We start from the raw sequence: 26,183 nt of genomic DNA, 5'->3' as shown, positions 1-26,183 counted from the left end.
CGTTGCCGACGGACCGGACCGGTCCAGGAGGCCGTCGCGGAAGCTGCAGATGCCATGCCCACCCGGCCGGAAGCCCTGCTCCTCGTCGGACGTGGAAATGCCTCGGCGGCACGGGCCGGAACAGGCCGCATGCCGCCGAGGTGGGTTGCTTTTCGAGGTGGATTGCTCCTCGAGGAGCCTAGCTAGTGACCGGCTGGGCTGGAGCCCCGGTGCTCGACGGTCGGGATGACCCCCGTCGCGGGTCCTCCGGGGCACTCCGAGTCGGAGCATTTCTCGGCGCACTCGTGCTTCGTCACGAGGTCGAACTGCGCGCCGCCGTGCTGTTCCACGCCGGTGCGGATGGCCCGTTCCACCACGGAGGTGGCCAGGCGACGCCGCAGGGCGAGGGGATCGCGACGCAGGTCCTTGGTGAGGGCGAAGCAGAGCAGCACCATGACGATGACGAACGGTAGTGCTGCCACGATGGTGATGCGTTGCAGGCCGGCCAGGGCTTCGGAGGGTTCATCACCGCCCGCCAGCAGCATGACCGCCGCTACCGCGCCGGTGAGGCAGCCCCAGAAGATGACGACCCCGCGGCGGGGGTGCTCGGCGCCGTTGGAACTGAGCGATCCCATCACGATGGAGGCAGCGTCGGCGCCGGTGATGAAGAAGATGGCGACTAGCACCATGGCCAGCACGATGACGGCGCTGGTGGCCCAGCCAGGCATGCTCAGGTTCTTGATCAGGTCGAACAGTGCCCCGTCGAAGTTGACGGACGGTGTCCCGTTCACCATGGTGACCAGGCCGGGGGTGTTGGCTCCATCGGCTTTCTGCTGGATGTCGAAGGCAGCGCCTCCGAAGATGGCGAACCAGATGACGCTGACGAGGCTGGGTACCAGCAGCACGCCGGTGACGAACTGGCGGATGGTGCGGCCGCGGCTGATGCGGGCGATGAAGAGCCCCACAAAGGGCGTCCAGGATACCCACCAGGCCCAGTAGAAGATCGTCCAGCTGGTCATCCAGCTGCGCAGTGACTCATCGCCGACTGCTTCGGTCCGGGACGACATCTCGGCCAGGTCGCGGGCGTAGTCGCCGACCGCGGAGGGAATCAGGTTGAGGATGAAAAGGGTGGGGCCGACGACGAAGACGATCAGTGCGAGGACGACGGCGAGGACCATGTTGATGTTGGAGAGCCACTGGATGCCGCGGCTGATGCCGGAGACGGCCGAAGCGACGAAGCACATGGTCAGGACGGCGACGATCCCCACGAGCACGGGGGTGCCGATCTCGCCGAACCAACCGTTGGAGGTCATACCGCTGCCGATCTGCAGGGCACCAAGGCCCAGCGACGCAGCAGTCCCGAACAGGGTTGCGAAGATGGCCAGGATGTTGATGAACTTCCCGACCGGCCCTTCGACCGTCCTCACGCCGAAGAGCGACGTGAAGGCGACCGAGATCAGTTGCCTGCGTCCCAGGCGGTAGGTCCCGTAGGCCATGGCGATACCCACGACGGCGTACATGGCCCATGGGTGCAGGGTCCAGTGGAAGATCGAGGTGGCCATGGCCGTCTGGATCGCTGCCGGAGTCCTTCCATCCACGGTTCCGGGCGGAGGAGAGACGTAGTGGTAGAGCGGTTCGGCCACGCCGTAGAACATCAAACCGATGCCCATGCCGGCGGCGAACATCATCGCGACCCAGGAGACAGTGCGGAATTCGGGCTTCTCGCCGTCCTTTCCGAGCGGGATGTTGCCGAACTTGCCCAGGGCCAGCCACAGGACGAAGATCACGAAGAGCGATGCCGTGAGCATGAAGAGCCACCCGGTGTACTCCATGACCCAGTTGAGGGCTCCGGTGGAGGTGGCGGACAGACTGTCGCGTCCCACGAAGCCCCAGATGACGAAGGCGATGGCGATGGCCCCCGTGATGCCGAACGTGGTCCGGTCGAGGATGAGCCTGTGGTTCCGGCGATCCGCGACTGCCTGCTCGGTCTTTGCATGACGCAGCTCTTCGAGAATCTCCTCGTACTCCGCGTCGGGCACGGGAGATGCTCCTTCGCCTGCCGGATCGAGGGCTGCAGAGCTTCCAGGTTGCTCGTTGCGCAAGCCTCCTGGTGCCCCGCGATCAGCAGGGAACTCCTCGGGTGTGTGGGGTTTAAGGTCACTATCAAAAGCCATGAGCGGGTCCTTTGCTCGGTGAGGCATGGGTCTGCGATTTGCCGCGGCCCTCGGGAGGTAGGCCGAGCGGGAGGTTGCGGCCTCGTATGACGCGACGATCACGATGGTGCCGTCTGCGATGGGAACTGCGTGGGTCTACCCCTTCCACCATCAGGGGTTCATGTTTCGCGAACACTCTTCTTACGTTTTCAGCGGGTTAACGCTGATATGTTGTGCCCGTGCTGCTTGATATATCAGTGATACTCTAGAGCCTCGTGGCGTGCGCGTCCATAGATCCGGCGCAGGAATAGGATGGATCGGGAACTGAGGCGTCGAGCCCTGGGCCACATCGGAGGAGACCTGGAGATGGCATACGCTGGCGGATCACCGGTGGAGGCAGGGGTTTCGTCTGCGCCGCTGAGGCAGGACGACGAATCATTTGCCGACTTCGCCTACCGGATGTTGTGCGACGAGCTGATCGTCCTGGACATCAAGCCGGGTGAGCCCCTCAACGACGAAGTGATCTCGCGGCGCCTCGGCGTCGGCAGGACCCCGATCCGGGAGGCGATGAAGCGGCTCGAGAGCGACCACCTGGTGGTCGCCTATCCCCGGCGCGGAACGTTCGCCGCCGGCGTGGACATCAAGGATCTGGCTGAGATCTCCGAGATCCGACAGCTCCTGGAGCCGGCGGCAGCCGCACGGGCTGCGCGGCTTGCATCGCCGCAGCTCCGGAGCGAGCTCCGGGACTTCGCGGGGGAAGTCGGGCAGCTGTTGCCGGGGATGCAGTCGCAGCAGGACCTCATGCGCCTGGACATGCGGGTCCATCGGACGATCTACAGAGCCACCGGAAGTAGGCATCTCGAAGACATCCTGATTCGCTACGACAACCTCGCCACGCGGATCTGGAGCCTGGTGCTGGAGAAGCTCCCGCCGGTGTCCGAGCACATCGCCCAGCATATCGAACTGCTCGAATGCATCGCGGCTGGGGACTCCGAAGCTGCGGCACGGCTGACCACCCGGCACGTCACCGATTTCGAGAATCACATCAGGGCCGTGCTGTAGCCCGGGCGGAAACCCGCTCAGCATCAGCGGATACGGGAAAAGTCGCCACCACGGCCCGGGTGCAGCGGATCAACGAGGCATCCGGCAGCGGTGATTCCACGGTGGTGACGCCGTTCGCGTGCTGTGCCCTCATACCGCGGCTGCCCGGATCGTCAGCCATGATGACAACATCAGGGCATTCGTCGGGCGCATGGGACACATTCCTGTCGGATTCCCGCTCGGAATGACTCCGCACCGTGCAGGAGGAAGCCAACAACCGGTCGAGCGCGGACATGAAGGCCTGCCCTGCGAGCGGTTCCAGGCCTTCGGCGGAGACGACAACGGGTTCCGCAGGGCAGCAGTCGTGCCCGGGGTGGATTATCCGGCCGACTCCGGGACCAGGGTGCGCGCCTGTTCCCGCGCGGCCTCGGTGGTGTGCAGGAGGAGCAGGGATGTGGTGACGGAGCCGACGCCGCCCGGGACGGGAGTCAGGGCCGCTGCGACGCCCCGGACGCTGCCCTCGTCGACGTCCCCGACGAGGGATCCGTCGGGAAGGACATTCGTGCCGACGTCGATCACGACGGCCTCCGATGAAACGTGGCCACCGTTCAGCAGACCGGTACGCCCGGCTGCGACGACCACGACATCGGCAGTCCGGGTGTAGTTCTCCAACGGACCCGACCTGGAGTGGCAGACGGTGACCGCGGCGTCGCGCTCCAGCAGCAGCAGGGACAGCGGTTTTCCCACTACGGCGGAACGGCCGATGACGACCACGTTCCGGCCTGCCAGCGGAATGTCGAAGTGGTCGAGGATCTCGATGACGGCGCGGGCGGTGGCCGGTGCGAACGAGGGCCGACCTACAGCAAGACGGCCGAGACTCAAGGGGTTCGCACCATCGATGTCCTTCTCCGGGGCGATGTGCCCCACCAGTTCGTCCGTTTCCACGCCGGGAGGCAGAGGCGTCTGGAGGATGATGCCGTGAACGGATGGATCCTCGCTGAGGTCCTGCAGGACCGAGGCCAGGGTCTCTCCGGTGGCATCGGGCCCGAGGTCCACGATCCGGCAATCGATGCCGGCACTTCCGGCGGCACGCTCGATGGACCGGACATACCAGTGCGTGGAGCCGTCGTCGGTGGCCACAACCACTGCGAGCGTGGGGCGGAGCCCGTCGGCTTCGAGGTCGCGGGCCTCCTGGTGGGCCTTTTCCCTGATCGTCCGGGCCAGCTGTTTCCCGGAGAGGAGTACGGCACTCACCCGAGGATCCTTGTCCGCACGCGCCCCACGAGGGAGTCAGCCGCAAGAACCACCTTCTCCTCGAGGCCGTCGGTCTGGTCCGCCAACCGCGATCGGGCTGCGGCGTCCTTGATGGCCACCACGTTGATGTCGATGTTCACCCGGGCGGTGGTTGCGGCTGCGCGGGCCGCGTCGGCGGCAGCAGCGACATCGCTGATCACATTGGCATTCGCGACCTCGAAGAGCTCCGTGGCAGCATCCACGACGTTGCCGGCGAGCCTGATGAGCTGGGCGGGCGTCTGCGCTGCCGCCACGAGCGCCTCCTGGATGGCTGCCGTCCGCACGGCTTTGAGTCCGTCCGTACCGGACGGTAGCCGGTACGCATCGATGACACCCTGGAACGCAACCTCGTCGGCATCCGCCAGACGCAGGGCCTCGGCCACCAGTACGTCGGCGTCACCGATGATTCTTCGGACGAGTTCGTCGTGTTGCTCGTATTTCGGGCCGGTGGTGTATCTGGCAACCATAGCGACGAGCGCTGCCCCCTGGGCGGCGTGGAGCGCTGCGGCCGCACCACCGCCGGGGGTCGGTTCGCGCGAGGCAAGCCGTGTGAGGTATGCGTCGATCTTTTCTGAACTGATCATGTGTCTTCCTGGGCTGAAGCGTGAGGCGACTGGGCAGGGTCGGAAAGATGCCACGGAAGAGCAGCGGCCCGGACTCTGGTAGCAAGGAAACGAGTCCGGGCCGCGCCCTTGGGGTATCTGGTGGTCAGGTCAGCCGCGGAGCCTGGTCATCGTGGGGTCATAGAGTGGATCCGCGGTGACCGTGGCCGGGATGCGCCGTCCGAAGTACTCGATCTCGACCGAGTCCCCGATGCTGACTTCGGCGGGGAGGTACGCATAGGCGATCGGTTTGGCGACGGTGTAGCCGTAGGCGGCACTGGTGACGTAACCGACTGCCTGGTCCTTGTAGAAGACCGGTTCCTTGCCCAGCACGATGCTCCGGCCGTCGTCGACCGTCAGGCAGCGCAGACGGCGGGTGGAGTTCTCCTCGGTGCGGCCTTCCAGGGCAGCCTTTCCGACGAAGTCCTCCTTGGTCATCTTCACGGCGAATCCGAGGCCGGCTTCCAGGGGGTCGTGCTCCGTGGTCATGTCGGTGCCCCACGAGCGGTAACCCTTCTCGAGGCGCAGCGAGCTGAAGGCGGCCCGGCCTGCGGCGATGACGCCATAGGGCTGCCCGGCCTTCCATAGGGCATCCCAGAGACGCTGCCCGTTGTCTGCGCTCGTGTACAGTTCCCAGCCCAGCTCGCCGACGTAGGACAAGCGCATCGCGGTCACGGTGACGCCGCCGATGACGACCTGCTTGGCCCGGAAGTACCGGAGGCCGTCATTGGAGAAGTCGTCGCTGCTGACGGTGCTGATCAGGTCCCGGGCGAGGGGGCCCCACAGGCCGATGCAGCAGGTGCCGCCTGTCGTGTCGCGCACCTGGACCCAGTCGCTGGCGGTTCCGCTTTCGGTCTGGTGGCGTGCGGCCCGCTCGAAGTACGCGGTGTCGATGTTTCCGTTGGCTCCGAGCTGGAAGGTGTCCTCGCTCAACCGGGCGACGGTGATGTCGCTTCGGATGCCGCCGGCGTTGTCCAGCAGGAGGGTGTAGGTGACCGCCCCGGGCTTCTTCGCCATGTCCGCTGTCGTGAGCTCCTGCAGCAGCTTCAGCGCTCCCGGGCCGGAGACTTCGAGGCGCTTGAGGGGGGTCATGTCGTACATGGCCACCGCGGTACGGGTCTTCCAGGCCTCGGCGGCCGCGATGGGAGAGCTGAACATCGCGGACCAGGCGTCCCGGGCCGGGGGCTGCCACTCGGCCGGCATCTCCTTGAGCAGGTCCGCGTTGGACTCGAACCAGTAGGGGCGCTCCCATCCGCCGGACTCCAGGAAGAACCCTCCCAGTGCCTTATGTCGGGCATGGAACGGGCTGACCCGGAGGTTGCGGGGTGAGAGCTTGGGCTGCAGCGGGTGCAGGACGTCGTAGATCTCCACGAAGTTCTGCTGGGACGTCTCGCTGACGTACTCGGGGGTCAGCTGCACCTCCTCGAAACGGTGGATGTCGCATTCCCCGAGGTCGATCTGGGACTTGCCGGTGGTCAGGACCTCGGCAACGGCCCGGGCGATGCCTGCCGAGTGGGTCACCCACACGGCTTCGGCCACGAAGAAGCCGTCGAGCTCCTTGGACTCGCCCACCAGGGCCCCGCCGTCGGGGGTGAAGGAGAAGATGCCGTTGAAACCGTCCTCGATCTCGCTTTCCCGCAGCGCGGGAAGCAGCTGCTTGGTGTCCTCCCACGCCGGGAGGAAGTCCTCCAGGGTGAAGTCGAGCCGGGAGGGCATGTTGTGATCGCTGATGCTGTCGGGGTCGTAGGAGCCCAGATCCGCGAGGTCCACAGGCATCGGACGGTGCGCGTAGGAGCCGATGCCGTAGCGGTCGCCGTGCTCGCGGTAGTACAGGTCCCGGTCCTGGTGGCGCAGGATCGGCAGTGAAGCCCCGTTGGGAAGTTCGTTGCGGCCCTTTAGTGCCGGCACCGGCGTGGTTTTGACGTACTGGTGGGCCAGGGGGAGAAGGGGGACGACCATGCCGATCATTTCGCCGATCTTGGCGCCCCAGAAGCCTGCGCAGGAGACCACGATATCGGCGGGGATGACGCCTTCGGAGGTCTCGACGCCGGTCACACGGCGACCGGACTGCTCGATACCCGTGACCGTGGTGTTGCCCCGGTACGTGACGCCTGCGGCCTCGGTGCGCTTGATCAGCAGCTGGACGGCCCGCGCGGCACGCGCCAGGCCGTCAGTGGGCACATGGAGCCCGCCGAGGATGTCCTCCTCGTTCAGGAGTGGGTAGAGCTCCTTGCACTCGGCGGGGGAGAGGATCTTCCCACTGATTCCCCAGGATGCGGCGTATCCGAGCTTGCGCTTCAGATCGGCCAGGCGGGTCTCTGTGGTGGCGACTTCGAGGCCTCCGACCTTGTCGAAGCAACTGACGCCGTCCTCGGTCAGGGTCAGGAGCTTCTCGACGGTGTACTTGGCGAATGCAGCCATGGTCTTTGAAGGGTTCGTCTGGAAGACGAGGCCCGGGGCGTGGGACGTGGAACCGCCGGGCATGTTCAGCGGTCCCTGGTCCAGGACGGTGATGTTGTTCCAACCCCGGGTGACGAGTTCATCGGCCAGGTTCGTGCCGACGATTCCAGCTCCGATGATGACAATGTGTGGCGTCGATGCCATGTGGCTTCTCCTGCTGATATCCGTGTGGTGTCTTTGCTGGCCTGGTGGTGCTTGCTTACCGGAACACGACGGTGCTGGTCCTATCCAGCAGCACGCGGTGCTCGCAGTGCCACCGCACGGCGCGTGATAGAGCCAATGCTTCGGCGTCCTGGCCGACCGTCGAGAGGGCCGTCGGTCCATAGCTGTGGTCGACCCGGATGACTTCCTGCTCGATGATGGGCCCCTCATCCAGTTCCGCGGTCACGTAGTGGGCTGTCGCGCCCACCAGCTTGACGCCACGATCGTAGGCCTGGTGATAGGGGCGTGCACCCTTGAATCCCGGGAGGAAGGAATGGTGGATGTTGATGGCCCGGCCTTCAAGGGCGCGGCAGAGGTCGTCGGACAGTACCTGCATGTACCGGGCGAGCACGACGAGGTCGATGTCGTGCTCGTCGACCAGTTCCAGCAGGCGCTGTTCGGCGGCCGTCTTCGTCTCAGGGGTCACCGGCAGGTGGATGAAGGGGAGGCCGGCGGCCTCGGCCATGGCCCTGTGGGTCTCATGGTTGGAGACCACGAGGGCGATGTCACCCCCCAGGCTGCCGCCCCGCCAACGGAAGAGCAGATCGTTCAGGCAGTGGCCGAATTTGGAGACCATCACGAGGATGCGTTGCTTCGTCTGATCGTGGAAGCTGAACTTCATGTCGAAGCGGTCAGCGATCGACTGGAATTCCTCCTGGAGCCTCTCCGGCGTGTAGGTGGAGTCTCCCGAGAACGCGGAGCGCAGGTGCAGGGTCTGGCGCAGGCCGTCATCGAACTGCTGGTGCTCGTCGATGTTGAAGCCACGCTCGAAGAGAAAGGTGGTGACTGCCTGGACGATGCCCGCGCGTTCGACGCACGACAATGTGAGCACGAACTTCCGCGCCTGGTCCTCCGCGCGAGTCTCCGTCTGAGGCAGCGTGCTGGTGGATGAGTCTGTCGCCATCAGGGTCATGTCCCCTCCTTATAGATATATTCGAACATTTATGACTGATATATTAGGACTGGTCATCAGCGTATACTGGCCACAGGTGGAGGTCAACAGCCTTCCTGATCCTATTGAGAGGGGTTCGTGCCATGGCTCTGGAAGTTCTGGCAATTGCTGATGCGGCCAAGAGATCATTGGCCGAAGTGGCCTACGAGCGCATCCGGGACAAACTGCTGATGCTGGATATCAGGCCTGGCGACCTCATCAACGACGACGACCTCGCCAAGGATCTCGGCGTCGGCCGGACCCCGGTACGTGAAGCCCTGAAGCGGCTGGAGCTGGATCGCCTCGTCGTCTCCTATCCGCGGAGGGGTACTTTCGCGACGCGCGTGGAGGTGACCGATCTCGCGTTCATCTCCGAGATCCGCTCGCAGCTCGAGCCTCTGGCTGCCTCCCGGGCCGCGCGGGTGGCCACTGAGCCGATGAGGGATCACCTGCGGGGTGTGATCCGCGCCGTCGAGTCCTTCGACACGAGTGCGGCCTCAGTCGTCGAGACCCTGCGTCTCGACGCCCGTGTGCACCAGGGCATCTATGCGGCAGCCGGCAATCCACACCTCGAGGATGTCCTGATTCGCTACGACAACCTGGCGACACGCATCTGGTGCATGGTGCTGGACCGCCTTCCTGACCTCTCCCGTCACGTGCACGAGCATGTGGACCTGCTCCAGGCGGTCATCGATCGGGATGAAGTCCGGGCCACGGAGCTCGCGCGGGTCCATGTCAGTGGCTTCGAGCACGCTGTGCGCGAAGCTCTTTTCGCCGCGTGACCCCGGTCCCCGCAGCGGGGACGGGGTGTGGCTCGGAAGGGCGGCACCCCGGCGCCCGTTGCCTTCCCTGGACTTCGCTGCTGAAACCTCCTCCGATCTGTTGACACTTACCGGCCTCGGTAGAATACTTGTTCCAGATTACTAATATATCAACCGGATATTAGTTAGCAGACTTAGGAGAAACGATGGTCGACGTTCTGACCCGCTCGCTCGCAGAAACCGATCCCCTGGTCCACGCCGCTGTGCAGCAGGAACTGCTGCGTCAGCAGGGCACCCTGGAGATGATCGCCTCCGAGAACTTCGCGCCGACCGCGGTCATGGAGGCGCAGGGATCCGTCCTGACCAACAAGTACGCCGAAGGCTATCCGGGCAAGCGTTACTACGGCGGCTGCGAGCACGTCGACGTCATAGAGCAGCTGGCCATCGATCGCCTCACCTCCCTGTTCGGCGCCGGATTCGCCAACGTGCAGCCCCACTCGGGTGCCCAGGCCAACGCAGCGGCGATGTTCGCCCTTCTCCAGCCCGGCGACACCATCCTGGGGCTGAACCTCGCCCACGGTGGCCACCTGACGCACGGGATGCGCATCAACTTCTCCGGCAAGCTCTACAAGGTCGTCCCATATGGGGTGGGTGAAGAAAACCACCTGATAGACATGGCCGAGGTCGAGCGCCTGGCGGTCGAGAACAAGCCGAAACTGATCGTCGCCGGGTGGTCCGCGTACTCCCGGCAGCTGGACTTCGCCGAGTTCCGCCGTATCGCGGACCTGGTGGGCGCCTACCTGATGGTCGACATGGCGCACTTCGCAGGCCTCGTGGCAGCGGGGCTCCACCCCAACCCCGTGCCCCACGCCCATATCGTCACGAGCACAACCCACAAGACCCTGGGCGGCCCGCGCGGTGGGGTGATCCTGACCAACGACGCGGACATCGCCAAGAAGGTCAACTCCGCGGTGTTCCCCGGACAGCAGGGTGGGCCGCTGGAGCACGTCATCGCCGGAAAGGCTGTTGCTTTCAAGCTAGCTGCCGAGCCCGAGTTCCGGGACCGCCAGGAACGCACCCTGGAAGGCGCCCGCATCATCGCGGAACGCCTGCTGTCCGCCGACGTTGCAGAGTCCGGCGTGACCGTCGTCAGCGGTGGGACCGACGTGCACCTCGTCCTGGTGGATCTGCGCAATTCGGAACTGGACGGCCAGCAGGGCGAGGACCGTCTGCACCGGATCGGCATCACGGTCAACCGCAACGCCGTGCCCTTCGACCCGCGTCCGCCGATGGTCTCTTCCGGTCTTCGTATCGGCACGCCGGCGCTGGCCACACGTGGCTTCGGGAAGCCGGAATTCATCGAGGTCGCGGACATCATCGCCGCAGCACTCAAGCGCGAGTTCAGCGACGAGACCGTGGCGGAACTCCGGCAGCGGGTCGAGATCCTGGCGGGGAAGTTCCCCCTCTACCCGAACCTCTCCTCCGACGCAATCGAGGTGGCATGATGGCCGATCTGCTTCCGGAGCACCCGGACTTTCTCTGGCACAACCCCGAGCCCAAGAAGAGCTACGACGCGGTGATCGTCGGCGGCGGTGGGCACGGCCTTGCCACCGCCTACTTCCTGGCCAAGAACCACGGCATGACCAACATCGCGGTTCTGGAGAAGGGTTGGCTGGCGGGCGGCAACATGGCCCGGAACACCACCATCATCCGCTCCAACTACCTGTGGGACGAGAGCGCTGCCATCTATGAGCACGCCCTCAAGCTGTGGGAGATCCTGCCCGAAGAGCTCGAATACGACTTCCTGTTCAGCCAGCGCGGCGTGATGAACCTGGCTCACACCCTGGGGGATGTCCGCGAGAGCATGCGCCGGGTCGGAGCGAACAAGCTCAACGGCGTGGACGCCGAGTGGCTCGACCCCCAGCAGGTCAAGGAACTGTGTCCCATCCTGAACATCAGCGACAACATCCGCTATCCGGTGATGGGCGCCACCTACCAGCCGCGTGCCGGCATCGCGAAGCACGACCACGTGGCCTGGGCCTTCGCTCGCAAATGCGACGAGCTCGGCGTGGACATAATCCAGAACTGCGAAGTCACCGGCTTCATCAAGGACGGCAACCGTGTGGTGGGCGTCAAGACCAACCGCGGCACCATCAACACCGAAAAGGTGGGCCTCTGCGCTGCCGGCCACAGCTCGGTCCTGGCGGAGATGGCCGGCTTCCGGCTCCCCATCCAGTCCCACCCGCTCCAGGCCCTGGTCTCCGAACTGCACGAACCGGTTCACCCCACCGTGGTCATGTCCAACCACGTGCACGTCTACGTCTCCCAGGCCCACAAGGGTGAACTGGTCATGGGCGCCGGCGTCGACTCCTACAACGGGTACGGTCAGCGCGGCTCCTTCCATGTGATCGAACACCAGATGGCCGCCGCCGTCGAACTGTTCCCCATCTTCGCGCGGGCACACGTGCTGCGGACCTGGGGCGGGATCGTCGACACCACACTGGACGCCTCACCCATCGTCGGTACCACCCCGGTGGACAACATGTTCGTGAACTGCGGATGGGGTACCGGCGGATTCAAGGGGACGCCCGCGGCGGGGCTCACCTTCGCCCACACCATCGCCACGGGAACCCCCCACGAACTGAACAGGCCGTTCGCGCTGGAGCGGTTCGAGACCGGCGCCCTCATCGACGAACACGGCGCCGCCGCCGTGGCCCACTAAGGAGAGTCCGGACATGCTCCTCATCTCATGCCCCAACTGCGGCTCCCGCGACGAGACCGAATTCCACTACGGGGGCCAGGCCCACGTGCCCTACCCCGAGAATCCGGCACAGCTGGACGACCGCCAATGGGCGGAGTTCCTGTTCTACCGCGACAACACCAAGGGCGCCTTCGCCGAACGCTGGCTCCACAGCACGGGCTGCCGCCAATGGTTCAACATGCTCCGCGACACGGTTACGTACGAGATCCAGGCCGTCTACCCGATGGGCGCGCCCCGCCCGGACAAAGCCGCCGCGGCACCTGAATCCGGCACCGCCAGTACCGCCCCGGACAGCACCACCACCGGGACAGCGGCCCCGGACATCTCTGGGACAAGCACAATTCCTGCCAGCACGATCGCCCCGGAAGGAGCATCCAAGTGACTTCCGACAACGCGCGCCTCGCCACCGGCGGACGCATCGACCGCACTATCTCCTGGCGTTTCACCGTGGACGGCGAGGAATTCACCGGGCACCCCGGCGACACCCTGGCCTCGGCGCTGCTCGCCAACGGCCGCATCGCCGTCGGCAACTCGCTGTACGAGGACCGCCCCCGAGGCATCCTGTCCGCCGGTGTGGAGGAATCGAACGCCCTGGTCAAGGTGCACCCGCGGTTCCCCGGTCACGTGGCCGAGTCCATGCTCCCGGCCACTACCGTCACTCTGGTGGACGGCCTGACGGTAGAGCTGCTCAACGGACTGGGCAAGCTGGACCCGGACGATGACCGCGCCGAGTACGACAAGAAGTACGTCCATACCGATGTGCTGGTCATCGGCGGCGGTCCCGCAGGCCTGGCCGCCGCCCGTGAGGCCGTCCGCACCGGCGCCCGCGTCATGCTCCTCGACGACCAGCCCGAGCTCGGCGGATCCCTCCTCTCAGGGTCCACGGCTCCGGGCCTGGCCGAAACCATCGAGGGCAAGCCGGCCCTGGAGTGGGTGGCGGACGTCGAGGCCGAACTCGTGTCCGCTTCCGAATCCACCGTCCTCAATCGGACCACCGCCTTCGGCGCCTACGATGCCAACTACGTCATCGCCGTCCAGAACCGCACCGACCACCTGTCCAGCCCCGCAGCCTCCGGTGTCTCCCGCCAGCGCATCTGGCACATCCGTGCCGCGCAGGTGGTGCTGGCCCCCGGCGCCCACGAACGTCCTCTGGTCTTCGAGAACAACGACCGCCCCGGCATCATGCTGGCCTCCGCAGTGCGCAGCTACCTCAACCGGTACGCAGTGGCTGCGGGGCGCCGTGTGGTCATCAGCACCACCAATGACAGCGCCTACGCCCTCGCCGCGGACCTGCGCGCCGCAGGCGTCGAGGTGGCGGCCATCGTCGATGCCCGTTCGAGCCTCACGGAGGTGGCGGCCGCAGCCCTCGGAGCCGGCTCCCGGGTGCTGATCGGCAGCGCGGTGGCCGACACCTCTGCGGACGGCACCGGACGCCTGAGCGCCGTCACCGTCCGCGGCATCAGCGACGACGGTGAACTCACCTCCGATGTCGAGGAGATCGCCTGCGACCTGCTGGCGGTCTCCGGCGGCTGGAGCCCGCTGGTGCACCTCCACTCCCAGCGGCAGGGCAAGCTGCGCTGGGACGACGAGCTGGCCGCCTTCGTGCCGAGCACCGTGGTCCCCAACCAGCAGACCATCGGTTCCGGCCGCGGCAGCTTCGACCTCGCGGACGTCCTGGCCGAAGGTATCTCCGCAGGCGCAACCGCCGCCACGGCCGTGGGCTTCGAGTCAGCCACGCAGCCGTCCGTTCCCGGCGAGCCGAAGTCCTCCGCCCCGACCCGCCAGCTGTGGCTCGTCCCAGGTCAGACCGGCACACCGGAGAACTGGCACCACCATTTCGTGGACTTCCAGCGCGACCAGTCCGTGGCCGACGTCCTGCGCTCCACCGGGGCAGGCATGCGCTCGGTGGAACACATCAAGCGCTACACCTCCATCAGCACCGCCAACGACCAGGGCAAGACCTCGGGCGTCAACGCGATCGGTGTCATCGCCGCAGCACTCCGCACAGCCGGCGAAGCGTCCCGCGGTATCGGCGACATCGGCACGACGACGTACCGTGCACCGTTCACCCCCGTGGCCTTCGCGGCACTCGCCGGACGCCAGCGCGGCGAACTCTTCGATCCCGCCCGCAAGACGTCCATCCACCCGTGGCACGAAGCCAGGGGCGCCCTGTTCGAGGACGTGGGACAGTGGAAGCGCCCCTGGTACTACCCGCAGGCAGACGAGGACATGGACGCGGCCGTGCTGCGCGAGTGCGCCGCCGTCCGCGACTCCGTCGGCTTCATGGACGCCACCACCCTCGGAAAGATCGAGATCCGCGGCAGGGACGCCGGCGAGTTCCTCAACCGGATCTACACCAACGCCTTCAAGAAGCTCGCCCCGGGTTCCGCCCGCTACGGTGTCATGTGCATGGCTGACGGCATGATCTTCGACGACGGCGTCACCCTCCGTCTCGATGACGAGCGCTACTTCATGACCACCACCACGGGCGGTGCCGCCAAGGTGCTGGACTGGCTCGAGGAATGGCTCCAGACCGAGTGGCCCGAACTCGACGTGCACTGCACCTCGGTGACCGAACAGTGGTCCACCATCGCAGTCGTCGGGCCGAAATCCCGGGCCGTCATCGCCAAGCTGGCGCCGGAGCTGGCAGCGGACGGCGGGCTGGAGCCGGAAGCCTTCCCCTTCATGACCTTCCGTGAGACCACTCTCGCCTCCGGCGTGCAGGCCCGGGTCTGCCGGATCTCCTTCTCCGGCGAGCTGGCCTACGAGATCAATGTGCCGTCCTGGTACGGGTTGAACACCTGGGAAGCCGTGGCCGCCGCCGGCGCCGAATTCGACATCACCCCCTATGGCACCGAGACCATGCACGTGCTCCGCGCCGAGAAGGGCTACCCGATCGTCGGCCAGGACACCGACGGCACCGTCACCCCGCAGGACGCGGGCATGGAGTGGGTCGTCTCCAAGGCCAAGGAATTCATCGGCAAGCGGTCCTACGCCCGGGCCGACGCCTCCCGCGAGGACCGCAAGCACCTGGTCAGCGTGCTGCCCGTCGACCGTTCCTTCCGGCTCCCCGAGGGCACCCAGCTGGTGGAGCAGGGCATCAGCACCGACCCCGCCGCCGGGCCCGTTCCGATGCAGGGCTTCGTCACCTCCAGCTACACCAGTGCCGCCCTGGGCCGGACCTTCGCCCTGGCGCTGATCAAGAACGGCCGCAACCGCATCGGTGAGACCCTGGTGGCCGCAGCAGGCGACCGGCTGGTCGACGTCGTCGTCGCCGAGACCGTGCTTTTCGACCCCGAAGGGACCCGCAAGGATGGCTAACACAGCAGCACTCAACGGCATTTCTGGACTCCGGGACATCCGGCGCAGCCCCGCCTCCCACCTGACCGCAGCGATGGAGGCCGGCTCCGTCGAGGGGACGGTGACCCTCGAGGAGGGCCCGTTCCGGACCATGGTGGGCCTTCGGGTGGACCCCCGCTCCGATGAAGGCTCACGGGTCGCCGCCGTGGCCGGCGGCCTGCCGACCCGCTGCGGTGCAGTGGGCGGCGCCGACGGCGTCAGCGTCCTCTGGCTCGGACCCGCCGAGTTCCTGGTGGTCGCGCCGGAGGACGCCCACGACTCACTCGGCGGCGACCTCATCGGTTCCCTCACCGCCGCCCTGGGCGGGTCCCCGGGCCAGGTGGTGGACCTGTCCGCGAACCGCACCACGTTCGAACTCTCCGGCACCCGTGCCCGTGCCGTCCTGGAGAAGGGCTGCTCCCTGGACCTGCACCCCCGCAGCTTCCCCCCGGGAACAGCACTGAACACCGAGGTGGGAAACATCCCGGTGGTCCTCGAGAAGACGGGAGAGGAGAGCTTCCGGCTGTTCCCGCGCGCTTCCTTCGCGGACTACCTGGGCCGGTGGCTCCTCGATGCGATGCGCGAGTACGCCTCGCCGGAAGTCCCCTGACGGTCACCACTGCCCTTTTTCCGACAGGATCATCTGCCGGGCCATCCTGACACGAAGGAACGACACAGTGGCTGTAGGAGTTTTCGACCTCTTTTCCATCGGGATAGGACCTTCGAGCTCGCATACTGTCGGTCCGATGCGGGCCGCCGCGGCGTTCAGCGAAGAACTGAAGGCCTCCGGCATCCTCGCGGATGTGGAGTCACTGCGGGTCGACCTCTACGGGTCCCTCGCTGCGACAGGGCACGGGCACGGGACCATGACGGCCATCCTTCTCGGCCTCGAGGGTTTCCACCCGGAGCTGATCCAGCCCGAGGAGGTGGAGGAGCGGCTGGCGACCATCGCCGGCACCGGTATCCTGCAGCTCGGTCGAAGCGTGTCCTTGCCCTACGGGGTCGAGGACATGGTCCTGCGCCCACTGACGATCCTGCCGCGGCACACCAACGGCATGACATTCACGGTCCACGGCCCGGCCGGCCGGGTTCTCCACACGGCCACGTTCTTCTCGGTCGGCGGAGGTTTCATCGTGCGGGACGGGGAGGAGGACGCCGCGCAGCAGGAACTCGAGACCTCGAAGAAGGAGCTTCCGCTGCCGTTCCGCACCGCTGTGGAGCTACTGGAACACTGCCGTCGGACCTCCCTCGGCATCAGCGACGTCATGCTGACCAACGAGAAGGACAGCCGCACGGAGGAGGAGATCCGGCAGGGCCTCCTCCACATCTACTCCGTCATGGAGAGCTGTGCAGAGATCAGCCTCACCCGCGAAGGGCTCTTGCCCGGCGGGCTCAAGGTCCGTCGGCGGGCCCCCAACTGGCATGAGCGCCTGCTGAAGGAGGACAAGGACCGCGACCCCAAGTACTGGCAGGAATGGGTGAACCTGATCGCCCTTGCCGTTAACGAGGAGAACGCCTCCGGGGGCAGGGTGGTCACCGCGCCGACCAACGGAGCGGCAGGCATCATCCCCGCCGTGCTGTACTACGCCCTGCACTTCGCGCCGGGCATGCAGCACGCCGATCAGCAGGATCGCGACGACGTGGTGGTCAGGTTCCTTCTCACCGCCGGTGCCGTCGGAGTCCTGTACAAGGAACAGGCCTCGATCTCGGGTGCGGAGATGGGCTGCCAGGGCGAAGTGGGCTCTGCGTCGTCCATGGCTGCCGCCGGCCTGGCCGAAGTGATGGGCGGCACCCCGTCGCAGGTCGAGAACGCGGCCGAGATCGCGATGGAACACAATCTCGGTCTGACCTGCGATCCCATCGGTGGCCTGGTCCAGGTGCCCTGCATCGAACGGAACGCCATCGCCGCGGCGAAAGCGATCAACGCCGCGAAAATGGCGCTCTGGGGAGACGGCGTCCATCGGGTATCCCTCGACGAGGTGATCATCACCATGCGGGAGACAGGCAGGGACATGAGCTCCAAGTACAAGGAGACGGCCATGGGTGGACTGGCCGTCAACGTCGTGGAGTGCTGAGCAGCCGTGGCATGGCAGAAGGATCCCGACGCTCAGGGCACCCGCGCGCAACCACCCCTGGAAGCACGCTTGGGGGCACCGCGTGCGCGGCAGCAGGTCACGGACTGTTGCGTCGCTCTCACCGCTCTTCTGGTCATGGCGGTCATCCTGTACTTCACGTTCCAGTACAACGGCCGGTAGCCCACTCCACCCGGGTCATGGCCGGCCCTGGAAGAACGCCGGTCAGCCCTGCCTCACCTCCGCCATGACGCAGATCATTACCGCAGTAGATCGATCACAATCTCGATGAGGAGACAGCATGCAGAAACTCGCGCACCGGCTCGAACGTCTGGGCACCGAGACCGCCTTCAGCGTCGCCCAGGCCGCAGCTGCCTGGAAGGCGAAGGGGAACCTCGTGTACCCCTTCCATCTCGGTGACATCAACATCCCTACGGCCCCGCATATCGTCGAAGCCATGAACCGGGCCATCGCCGACGGCTACACGGGCTATTGCCCGGGTCCCGGCATCCCGCAGTTGCGCGAGGCACTCGCCGAGGACATCGGGACCCGCCGAGGAATCGAGTTCACCCCCGACAATGTGGTCGTGATGACGGGCGGCAAGCCCGTGATCACGAAATTCCTGCAGGCGGTCATGAACCCCGGCCAGGAGGTGCTCTATCCCAACCCCGGCTTCCCGATCTACGAATCGCAGATCGAGTACCTCGGTGGCACAGCGGTGCCGTACCGCTACCTGCCCACCAGTAAGGGCTTCGCGATCGATCTCGACCAGGTGCGCGCATCGATCACCCCGAAGACCGTCGCCATCATCTACAACGACCTGCAGAACCCCATCTCGGCTGAATCGACGTCGACCGAGCGGGAGGCGATCGCGCAGCTCGCCCAGGAACACGACCTCTGGGTACTCTCCGATGAGGCGTACTTCGAGACGCGCTACGAGGGCGTGTCCAGCTCCATCGCCTCGCTTCCCGGCATGAGGGAGCGCACCGTGATCCTCTACACGTTCAGCAAGAAGTTCGCCATGACGGGGTCCCGTCTGGGCTGTGCCGTCGCCCCGATCGAGATCGCCTGGATTCTCAGCACCCTCAACACCAACGACGAGTCCTGCACGACGCACTACGTCCAATGGGCCGGCATCGAAGCCCTGCGGGGCACCCAGGAACCCGTACAGCAGATGCTCGACATCCTGCGCGAGCGACGAGATGCAGCCTGTGAACTGGTGAACGACATCTCCGGTGTGCAGGTCGCCGTACCGAAGTCGACGTTCTACCTCTTTCCCGACGTCACCGAGGCCATGCAGCGCATGGGGTACACGGCGGTCGGCGACTTCGCGTCCGCAGCCCTCCACGAGACCGGTGTCTCCTTCTGCACCCGTGAGCACTTCGGGCGCCGCCAGCCGGGCGAGGAGCGGCAGTACATCCGGCTCGCCTACTCGGGCATCGACGTCGCCGACATCCGCGACGGCCTCGGCCGCCTGCGCAAGTGGATAGAGACGGCATGAGCCGGGTCGTCGTCACGGGGCGGATACCCGAAGCCGCCATCGAGAAGCTTCGCGCCGAGCACGACGTCGACGCCTGGCAGGGTCAGGAGTCGATCGGCCGCGAGGAGCTCCTGCGACGGGTAGCCGGTGCCGACGCCGTGGTGAGCCTGCTCACCGAACGCATCGACTCCGAGCTGCTCGACGCCGCCGGCCCGCAGCTCAGGGTGGTCGCGAACGTGGCCGTCGGCTACGACAACATCGACGTGCCGGCCTGTACCGAACGGGGCATCGTGGCCACCAACACCCCTGGCGTCCTCACGGACGCCACAGCCGACATCGCGTTCGGCCTGATCCTTCTGGCGACCCGTCGGCTCGGCGAGGGGGAGCGGCTCATCCGCTCCGGCCAGCCTTGGAAGTGGGGCATGTTCTTCCTGCTCGGCAGCAGTCTGCAGGGCAAGACCCTCGGCATCGTCGGCATGGGCGGCATCGGCCAGGCCACCGCGCGCCGGGCCAAAGCCTTCGGCATGGACGTCGTGTACCAGTCGCGCAGTGAGCTCGACTCGCGGATCGCCGCAGAGCTGGGCGCGCGGCGCGTGGACCTCGACGAGCTGTTGACCGTCTCCGACATCGTCTCCCTGCACTGTCCCTACGGGCCTGCCACCCACCATCTGATCGGCGCCGGACAACTCGCGGACATGAAGGATTCGGCCTACCTCATCAACACCGCCCGCGGGCCCATCGTCGACGAAGCAGCCCTCGCTTCCGCCCTTCGCGAGGGACGGATCGCCGGCGCGGGGCTCGACGTCTTCGAGAACGAGCCCCGCGTGCACCGCGGGCTGCTCGAGCTCGAGAACGTCGTGCTCGTCCCTCACCTCGGTTCCGCCACCGTCGAGACCCGTACCGCCATGGCAATGCTCGCAGCGGACAACACCCTCGCCGTGCTCAGCGACGAACGACCACCCGCGCCGATCAATTAGAGGCGCCGCGCGCACCTGCACGAGACGACGACGCCATCGATGGATGGCGGGACGCAGCCCCGCCATCCATCCGGCCGCTCCGGAAGCCGGTGGTGCGTGTCCGGGTAGGCGCCGCTGTCAGCGGGATGCACCGTCACGCCTTTGGCCATACTCTGGCCGAGTGAGTACAAACACCGTCAAGTCCGGCCAACAGATCGACCGGCAGGCGCGCATTCTCGAAGCGGCGCTCGATCTGCTGTCGCGCCACGGCATCTCAGGTGTCAGTATGCGCGCGGTGGCCCGGGAAGCCGGCGTCGCCCTCGGGCTGGTGAACTACTACTACGAAGACAAGATGAGTCTCATCCGCGCGGCCCTGCGCAGTGTGGACGAACACGACCTCGCTCTGGTTGCGCCGGACCCGGCGTTGCCCCCGGACGAACAGCTCCGGAATGCCCTGCGCCGGGTTGCGGGCCCCGAACTCCTGACCACGCGGTACCTGTCCCTGCGCCTTCATCTGTGGGGGCTCGCCAGGGCGCACGAAGATTTCGCCCTGATCAACGCCGCGGCCTTCGACCGGTATCTGGACGGGCTTGCCGCCCTGATAGGAAAGGCCAAGCCTGAGCTGCCTGCCAGGGAATGCAAGGAGCGGGCCGCCGACATCGTCGTCCTGCAGAACGGCATGTGGCTGACCGCGCTTCTCGGCGTGGACAAAGAATCCATTCGGCGAAGTATCGCCCGCACCGAAGAGATCGCCTTCGAGGCATAGCGGCCGCGAACCGCCACTCTCCGGCACGGCGGCACCCTGCAATCCCTGAGGTCATGCCTGACCCTGGGTCCCGTCACATACCGCCAGAAGCGCGACACATGGAAAGGGCAAGGGCGCGTTCCCGCACCCCCGTCCAGGTCGAATGTTTCACGCTCGTAATTTTTGAACGTTTGTCCAGTTTTGCTATTGAACAGTCGTTCAAGGTGCACTACTCTCCCTGAATATGACCTACGCCACACCAGGGGATACCGCGGATCCTCCGGCTGACACGGTCGACCTTTCGCTTTCGAAAGAACAACGACCCGCCCTGGCCACTGCCGGCGCGAGGTAGAAGGAGAGTTTGCAGCATGACGAAAACCAGCTACGACTACGTCATTGTCGGCGGCGGAAGCGCGGGCTCCGTGCTCGCCAACCGGCTGAGCGACGGCGGCCAGGCCAGCGTCCTGGTCCTCGAGGCCGGGCGGAGCGACTACCCCTGGGACCTCTTCATCCAGATGCCGGCCGCGCTCACCTTCCCCAGCGGCAATCCCCTGTACGACTGGCGCTACCAGTCGGACCCGGAGCCCCATATGGGCGGCCGCCGCGTGGCACACGCCCGGGGCAAGGTCCTGGGTGGCTCGAGCTCCATCAACGGCATGATCTTCCAGCGCGGAAATCCGCTCGACTACGAGCGCTGGGGTGCCGACCCCGGCATGGAGACCTGGGACTTCTCGCACTGCCTGCCGTACTTCAACCGGATGGAGAACGCACTCGCCGCGGACCCGGACGATGAACTGCGCGGACACTCCGGCCCTCTCGTGCTGGAACGCGGGCCGGCCACCAACCCGCTGTTCCAGGCCTTCTTCGCCGCCGCCCAGGAGGCCGGTTACCCACTGACGGACGACGTCAACGGGTACCGCCAGGAAGGCTTCGCGGCATTCGACCGCAACGTGCACAAGGGTCAGCGGCTCTCGGCGTCGCGCGCCTACCTGCGGCCGAACTTCGGCCGGGACAACCTGACCGTCCTGACCCGCGCGATGGTCACCAAGGTCAACTTCACGGGCAACGTCGCCACCGGCGTCACCTACCGCCGCAACGGCAAGACGCACCAGGTGAACGCAGGCGAAGTGATCCTTGCCGGCGGCGCCATCAACACCCCCCAGCTTCTCCAGCTCTCCGGTGTCGGCGACGCCGCCCACCTGAATTCACTGGGCATCAACTCCGTGGTCGACCTGCCCGGCGTCGGGCAGAACCTCCAGGACCACCTCGAGGTCTACATCCAGCACGCCTGCACCCAGCCGGTGTCCATGCAGCCGGCTCTGGACGTCTGGCGTATGCCGTGGATCGGCATGCAGTGGCTGCTGGGCCGGAAGGGACCGGCCGCCACCAACCACTTCGAGGGCGGCGGCTTCGTCCGCTCCAACGAGGATGTCGCGTACCCGAACCTGATGTTCCATTTCCTCCCGGTCGCCGTCCGTTACGACGGCCAGAAGGCCGATGCCAAGCACGGCTACCAGGTGCACATCGGCCCCATGTACTCCGACGCCCGCGGCTCCCTCAAGATCACGTCCACCGATCCCACCGTGCACCCGTCCATGGTGTTCAACTACCTCTCCACGGAACAGGACCGCCGCGAATGGGTCGAGGCCGTCCGTGTGGCCCGTGACATCCTGGGCCAGTCCGCAATGAGCCCCTTCAACGGGGGCGAGCTCTCCCCGGGGCGGTCCGTGCAGACGGACGCGGAAATCCTCGACTGGGTCGCCCGGGACGCCGAGACAGCGCTGCACCCGTCCTGCACGGCGAAGATGGGGCCCGCTTCCGATCCGTTGGCCGTCGTGAACCCCCTGGACATGACTGTCCACGGTACCGAGGGTCTCCGCGTGGTGGACGCGTCCGCCATGCCCTACGTCACGAACGGCAACATCTACGCGCCGGTCATGATGCTCGCCGAGAAGGCGGCCGACCTGATCGCCGGCAAGACCCCACTGGCGCCGCAGCACGCGGAGTTCTACCGGCACGGCGTCAGCCCGCTGGAGCGCACCGGCGACGCCGCGCCTGCGGCCAGGGGCTAGGAAGCCGGATGGAGACACTAGAAGGAGAAACGATGACTGCCACGGCTGAGCAGGTCCACCAGACCGGGTCCTCCCAGGCCATCAAGGGCCTCTACATCGGCGGTGCCTGGCAGCAGGCGTCCGACGGCGGCACCACAGCCGTGCACTGCCCGGCCGACGGGCACGAAGTGGCGGTCGTTACGTCGTCCACCGCGGAGGACGCCCGGCGGGCGATCGCCAGTGCGCGGGCAGCGTTCGACGGCGGCCCGTGGCGCAGGCTGACGGACATCGAGCGGGGTGCCGTGCTGCTGCGCGTGGCCGACCTGCTCGAGCGGGACAAGGCCGTCTACGCCCGGGCGGAGGCGCTCGACACCGGCAAACGCCTCGTCGAGGCCGAGTACGACATGGACGACATCGCGTCCTGCTTCCGCTACTACGGAAAGATCGCGGGCCTCGACGCCGGCAGGGTGATCGACACGGGCCGGGCCGACGCCATCAGCCGCGTGGTCTACGAGCCGCTCGGCGTGTGTGCCCTCATCGCTCCGTGGAACTACCCCCTCCTCCAGGCCGCCTGGAAGGTGGCGCCGGCACTCGTCGCCGGGAACTCGTTCGTGCTGAAGCCCAGCGAGCTCACGCCGTCCACGTCGATCCTCCTCATGGAGACCCTCGAAGAGGCAGGCGTGCCTGCCGGCGTCGCCAACCTCGTCACCGGACCCGGCTCGACGGTGGGCGGGCCCCTCAGCTCCGACCCGCGCGTCGACCTCGTCTCCCTGACCGGAAGCCTGGCCACAGGCCAGACGATCATGGCTGCGGCCGCGGAGACGGTCAAGAACGTCGCCTTCGAACTCGGCGGAAAGAACCCGAACGTCGTCTTCGCAGACGCGGACTGGGACGCCGCCGTCGACAACGCCCTTACCGCCATTTTCCTGCACTCCGGGCAGGTCTGCTCGGCAGGGGCGCGGCTCGTCATCGAGGAGTCGATCGCGGACCGGTTCGTGGCCGAGGTCGTGGAACGGGCCCGGAAGATCCGGATGGGCGGGCCGTTCGATCCCGACGCCGAGACGGGGCCGCTCATCTCCGCGAAGCACCGGGACCAGGTCCACGCCTACGTCCAGGCCGGCATCGCGGAGGGCGCCGAGCTCCTGTGCGGGGGCTACATCCCCGACGAGGGACCGCTCGCCGACGGCTATTTCTACCCGCCCACCGTCCTCGGCAACTGCCGCTCGGGCATGAGCGTCCTGCGCGAGGAGTCGTTCGGCCCCGTGCTGACCGTCGAGACGTTCCGGACGGAGGAGGAGGCCATCGCGATCGCGAACGACACCGAGTACGGCCTGGCCGGCGCGGTCTGGACCTCGGACGCCTCGAAGGCGCAGCGTGTCGCCGGTGCCCTCCGGCACGGAACCGTGTGGATCAACGACTACCACCCGTACGTACCCCAGGCCGAGTGGGGCGGCTTCGGCAAGTCCGGGATCGGCCGTGAACTCGGCCGGGCCGGCCTCAACGAGTACCGCGAGGCGAAGCACATCTGGCAGAACATCCAGCCCGCACCCAGCGGCTGGTTCGGCACGGCTCCGGCTCCGAGGGAAACGGGGGAGGGCGCAGCCGACTAGGCAACAGCATTGGGGAAACAGCGGGGCGCCGCAACGGCGCGGCGCCCGGTCTCGTCTGCGCCCACGGCGGTCGCAGGCCACCACCATCGTGCTTTTCTGACTTAGGAGTTCAATTGGCGGAACCCAGCAAGAGTACTGACTCAAGCGGCATGGACCAGTTCGGCTATGCCCAGACCCTGGACCGGAGCATCGGCAAGTTCGCCAGCTTCGCGGCCGGAGTCAGCTACATCTCCATCCTCACCGGTGTTTTTCAGCTGTTCTATTTCGGTTACTCCATGGCGGGCCCGGCCTACGCCTGGTCCTGGCCGATCGTCTTCGTCGGCCAGCTGATGGTGGCCCTGTGCTTCGCCGAACTGGCAGGGCGCTACCCTGTGGCCGGTTCGGTCTACAACTGGGCCAAGAGGCTCTCCTCCGGCACCGTCGCCTGGCTGGCCGGATGGCTGTTGCTGATCTCCTCGATCATGGCCCTGGGGGCCGTGGCACTGGCCCTCCAGCTCACCCTGCCCCAGATCTGGTCCGGGTTCCAGGTCATCGGTGACGGCACCGGCACCTACGACTTCGCCCTCAACGGGGTGATGCTCGCGAGCATCATGATCGGCATCTCCACCCTCATCAACGCCTTCGGCGTGAAACTCATGACCAAGATCAACAGCGTGGGCGTCTTCGTCGAACTTGTCGCCGCGGTGTTGCTCATCCTCGCACTTGCCTGGCACGTGGTCCGCGGACCCGGCATCCTCTTCGAAACCCAGGGATTCGGGACGGACCACCCCCTGGGCTTCTTCGGAGTCTTCATCATCGGCGCCATGGCGTCGGGCTACGTGATGTACGGCTTCGATACCGCCAGCTCCCTCGGCGAGGAGACGAAGGACCCGAAGCGCACGGCCCCCAAGGCCATCCTGCGGGCGATCACCGCATCCTTCGTGCTGGGCGGTCTGATCCTGCTCACCGGGCTCCTCGCGGCGCCGGACCTGGATGATCCCAAGCTCGGTTCGGCCGACGGCGGCCTGCAGTACATCGTGCTCTCCGTGCTGGGCGGCCCCTTCGGCAAAGCCTTCCTGCTGTGCATCGTGGTGGCCGTCATGGTCTGCACGCTGGCCGTCCACGCCGCCGCCATCCGCATGATGTTCGCGATGGCCCGGGATAACAACCTTCCGTTCAGCCATCATCTGGGCAAGGTACACCCCGTCCGGAAGACCCCGACGGTCGCCGCCATCGTGATCGGCGTCATCGCGATCATCCCGCTGATCGTCAACGTCTCCCAGCCCGCCATCTTCACCATCCTCTCCAGCATCAGCATCGTCCTGATCTACCTCTCCTACCTGCTGGTGACCGTGCCCATGCTGCGCAACCGCCTGACGAGGAAGTGGCCGCTGCCCGATGACGGCACCGAGCCCGGCTTCAGCCTGGGCAAGTGGGGGCTGCCGGTGAACATCCTCGCGGTCCTGTGGGGCGGCGCCATGACAGTGAACCTCATTTGGCCACGCTCGGAGATCTACAACTCCGTGCCGCCGTTCGAGTGGTACCTGCAGTGGGGCGGGGTTCTCTTCGTCGCCGCCGTCATCCTCACCGGCGTCCTGATGTACCGGCTGAAGCTTCGGCACCGGACGGGTGTCCTCGCCGGGCATGCAGCCGCACCACCAGCACCTCCGACGCAGGGCTCCACCGAGACGCGATCCCTGGCGTCCACCGAACGGGTCTAGGCCCGGCTGCCCACCCCGTCGCCTCCGACCCGGATTGTCCAGACACCG

Annotated in this window: 20 protein-coding genes; 15 read left to right on the top strand and 5 right to left on the bottom strand. The window is 66.5% G+C overall.

Annotation, left to right across the window (positions count from 1 at the left end; translation table 11 throughout):
* Positions 1-182: 182 nt before the first annotated feature.
* Positions 183-2,153 (bottom strand): BCCT family transporter, encoded by a 1,971-nt coding sequence (locus ACX80J_RS03220; RefSeq protein WP_459346785.1) that lies wholly within the window; start codon positions 2,151-2,153, stop codon positions 183-185.
* A 345-nt stretch (positions 2,154-2,498) separates the two neighbouring features.
* Here ACX80J_RS03220 and ACX80J_RS03215 point away from each other — a divergent pair, with 345 nt between their 5' ends.
* The gene (locus tag ACX80J_RS03215; RefSeq protein ID WP_459345207.1) at positions 2,499-3,194 is read left to right on the top strand and encodes a GntR family transcriptional regulator; all 696 of its coding nucleotides are present in this window, start codon (positions 2,499-2,501) and stop codon (positions 3,192-3,194) included.
* Positions 3,195-3,551: 357 nt separating this feature from the next.
* On the opposite strand, the gene ACX80J_RS03210 is transcribed toward ACX80J_RS03215, so the two are convergent.
* From ACX80J_RS03210 to purU, 4 genes are all read right to left on the bottom strand, one after another.
* Positions 3,552-4,427: a bifunctional 5,10-methylenetetrahydrofolate dehydrogenase/5,10-methenyltetrahydrofolate cyclohydrolase gene (locus tag ACX80J_RS03210; protein ID WP_459345206.1), complete on the bottom strand. Its 876-nt coding sequence runs from the start codon at positions 4,425-4,427 to the stop codon at positions 3,552-3,554.
* Complete coding sequence (locus ACX80J_RS03205) at positions 4,424-5,050, bottom strand: cyclodeaminase/cyclohydrolase family protein (protein ID WP_459345205.1); 627 nt, start codon at positions 5,048-5,050, stop codon at positions 4,424-4,426. The genes ACX80J_RS03210 and ACX80J_RS03205 overlap by 4 nt, the downstream gene beginning before the upstream one ends.
* A gap of 129 nt (positions 5,051-5,179) precedes the next feature.
* Positions 5,180-7,672, bottom strand: a complete 2,493-nt coding sequence (locus ACX80J_RS03200; protein WP_459346784.1) for a GcvT family protein — start codon at positions 7,670-7,672, stop codon at positions 5,180-5,182.
* 55 nt (positions 7,673-7,727) lie between these two features.
* Entirely contained in the window at positions 7,728-8,642 is a 915-nt protein-coding gene (gene purU, locus ACX80J_RS03195) for a formyltetrahydrofolate deformylase (protein WP_459345203.1), read from the bottom strand.
* Positions 8,643-8,764: 122 nt separating this feature from the next.
* On the opposite strand from purU, the gene ACX80J_RS03190 reads away from it, so the two are divergent.
* The 14 genes from ACX80J_RS03190 to ACX80J_RS03125 all read left to right on the top strand — a co-directional run bounded on the left by ACX80J_RS03190 (position 8,765) and on the right by ACX80J_RS03125 (position 26,135).
* On the top strand, positions 8,765-9,442 hold the full coding sequence (locus tag ACX80J_RS03190; RefSeq protein ID WP_459345202.1) for a GntR family transcriptional regulator: 678 nt from the start codon (positions 8,765-8,767) through the stop codon (positions 9,440-9,442).
* A 185-nt stretch (positions 9,443-9,627) separates the two neighbouring features.
* Complete coding sequence (glyA, locus tag ACX80J_RS03185; RefSeq protein WP_459346783.1) at positions 9,628-10,926, top strand: serine hydroxymethyltransferase; 1,299 nt, start codon at positions 9,628-9,630, stop codon at positions 10,924-10,926.
* Complete coding sequence (locus ACX80J_RS03180; protein ID WP_459345200.1) at positions 10,923-12,143, top strand: sarcosine oxidase subunit beta family protein; 1,221 nt, start codon at positions 10,923-10,925, stop codon at positions 12,141-12,143. The genes glyA and ACX80J_RS03180 overlap by 4 nt, the downstream gene beginning before the upstream one ends.
* Positions 12,144-12,156: 13 nt before the next feature.
* Entirely contained in the window at positions 12,157-12,564 is a 408-nt protein-coding gene (locus ACX80J_RS03175; protein WP_459346782.1) for a sarcosine oxidase subunit delta, read from the top strand.
* Positions 12,561-15,503, top strand: coding sequence for a sarcosine oxidase subunit alpha family protein (locus tag ACX80J_RS03170; protein ID WP_459346781.1), 2,943 nt, complete (start codon positions 12,561-12,563; stop codon positions 15,501-15,503). The genes ACX80J_RS03175 and ACX80J_RS03170 overlap by 4 nt, the downstream gene beginning before the upstream one ends.
* Positions 15,496-16,131: a sarcosine oxidase subunit gamma gene (locus tag ACX80J_RS03165; protein WP_459346780.1), complete on the top strand. Its 636-nt coding sequence runs from the start codon at positions 15,496-15,498 to the stop codon at positions 16,129-16,131. Before ACX80J_RS03170 ends, ACX80J_RS03165 begins: the two co-directional genes overlap by 8 nt.
* 67 nt (positions 16,132-16,198) lie before the next feature.
* Positions 16,199-17,596 carry an L-serine ammonia-lyase gene (locus tag ACX80J_RS03160; protein ID WP_459346779.1) on the top strand — a complete coding sequence of 466 codons (1,398 nt, stop codon included), beginning with the start codon at positions 16,199-16,201 and terminating at the stop codon, positions 17,594-17,596.
* A 6-nt stretch (positions 17,597-17,602) separates the two neighbouring features.
* Complete coding sequence (locus ACX80J_RS03155) at positions 17,603-17,776, top strand: hypothetical protein (protein ID WP_459346778.1); 174 nt, start codon at positions 17,603-17,605, stop codon at positions 17,774-17,776.
* A 118-nt stretch (positions 17,777-17,894) separates the two neighbouring features.
* Positions 17,895-19,094, top strand: coding sequence for a pyridoxal phosphate-dependent aminotransferase (locus ACX80J_RS03150; RefSeq protein WP_459346777.1), 1,200 nt, complete (start codon positions 17,895-17,897; stop codon positions 19,092-19,094).
* Entirely contained in the window at positions 19,091-20,050 is a 960-nt protein-coding gene (locus tag ACX80J_RS03145; protein ID WP_459346776.1) for a 2-hydroxyacid dehydrogenase, read from the top strand. Before ACX80J_RS03150 ends, ACX80J_RS03145 begins: the two co-directional genes overlap by 4 nt.
* Positions 20,051-20,210: 160 nt before the next feature.
* Positions 20,211-20,795 (top strand): TetR/AcrR family transcriptional regulator, encoded by a 585-nt coding sequence (locus ACX80J_RS03140; protein WP_459345193.1) that lies wholly within the window; start codon positions 20,211-20,213, stop codon positions 20,793-20,795.
* A 347-nt stretch (positions 20,796-21,142) separates the two neighbouring features.
* Positions 21,143-22,846, top strand: a complete 1,704-nt coding sequence (betA, locus tag ACX80J_RS03135) for a choline dehydrogenase (RefSeq protein WP_459346775.1) — start codon at positions 21,143-21,145, stop codon at positions 22,844-22,846.
* A 32-nt stretch (positions 22,847-22,878) separates the two neighbouring features.
* Entirely contained in the window at positions 22,879-24,435 is a 1,557-nt protein-coding gene (locus ACX80J_RS03130) for an aldehyde dehydrogenase family protein (RefSeq protein ID WP_459346774.1), read from the top strand.
* A 149-nt stretch (positions 24,436-24,584) separates the two neighbouring features.
* Entirely contained in the window at positions 24,585-26,135 is a 1,551-nt protein-coding gene (locus ACX80J_RS03125; protein WP_459346942.1) for an APC family permease, read from the top strand.
* The last annotated feature ends 48 nt before the right edge of the window (positions 26,136-26,183 follow it).

The organism is Arthrobacter rhamnosi (assembly GCF_054510975.1).
This window is presented reverse-complemented; position numbering and strand designations above follow the sequence as displayed.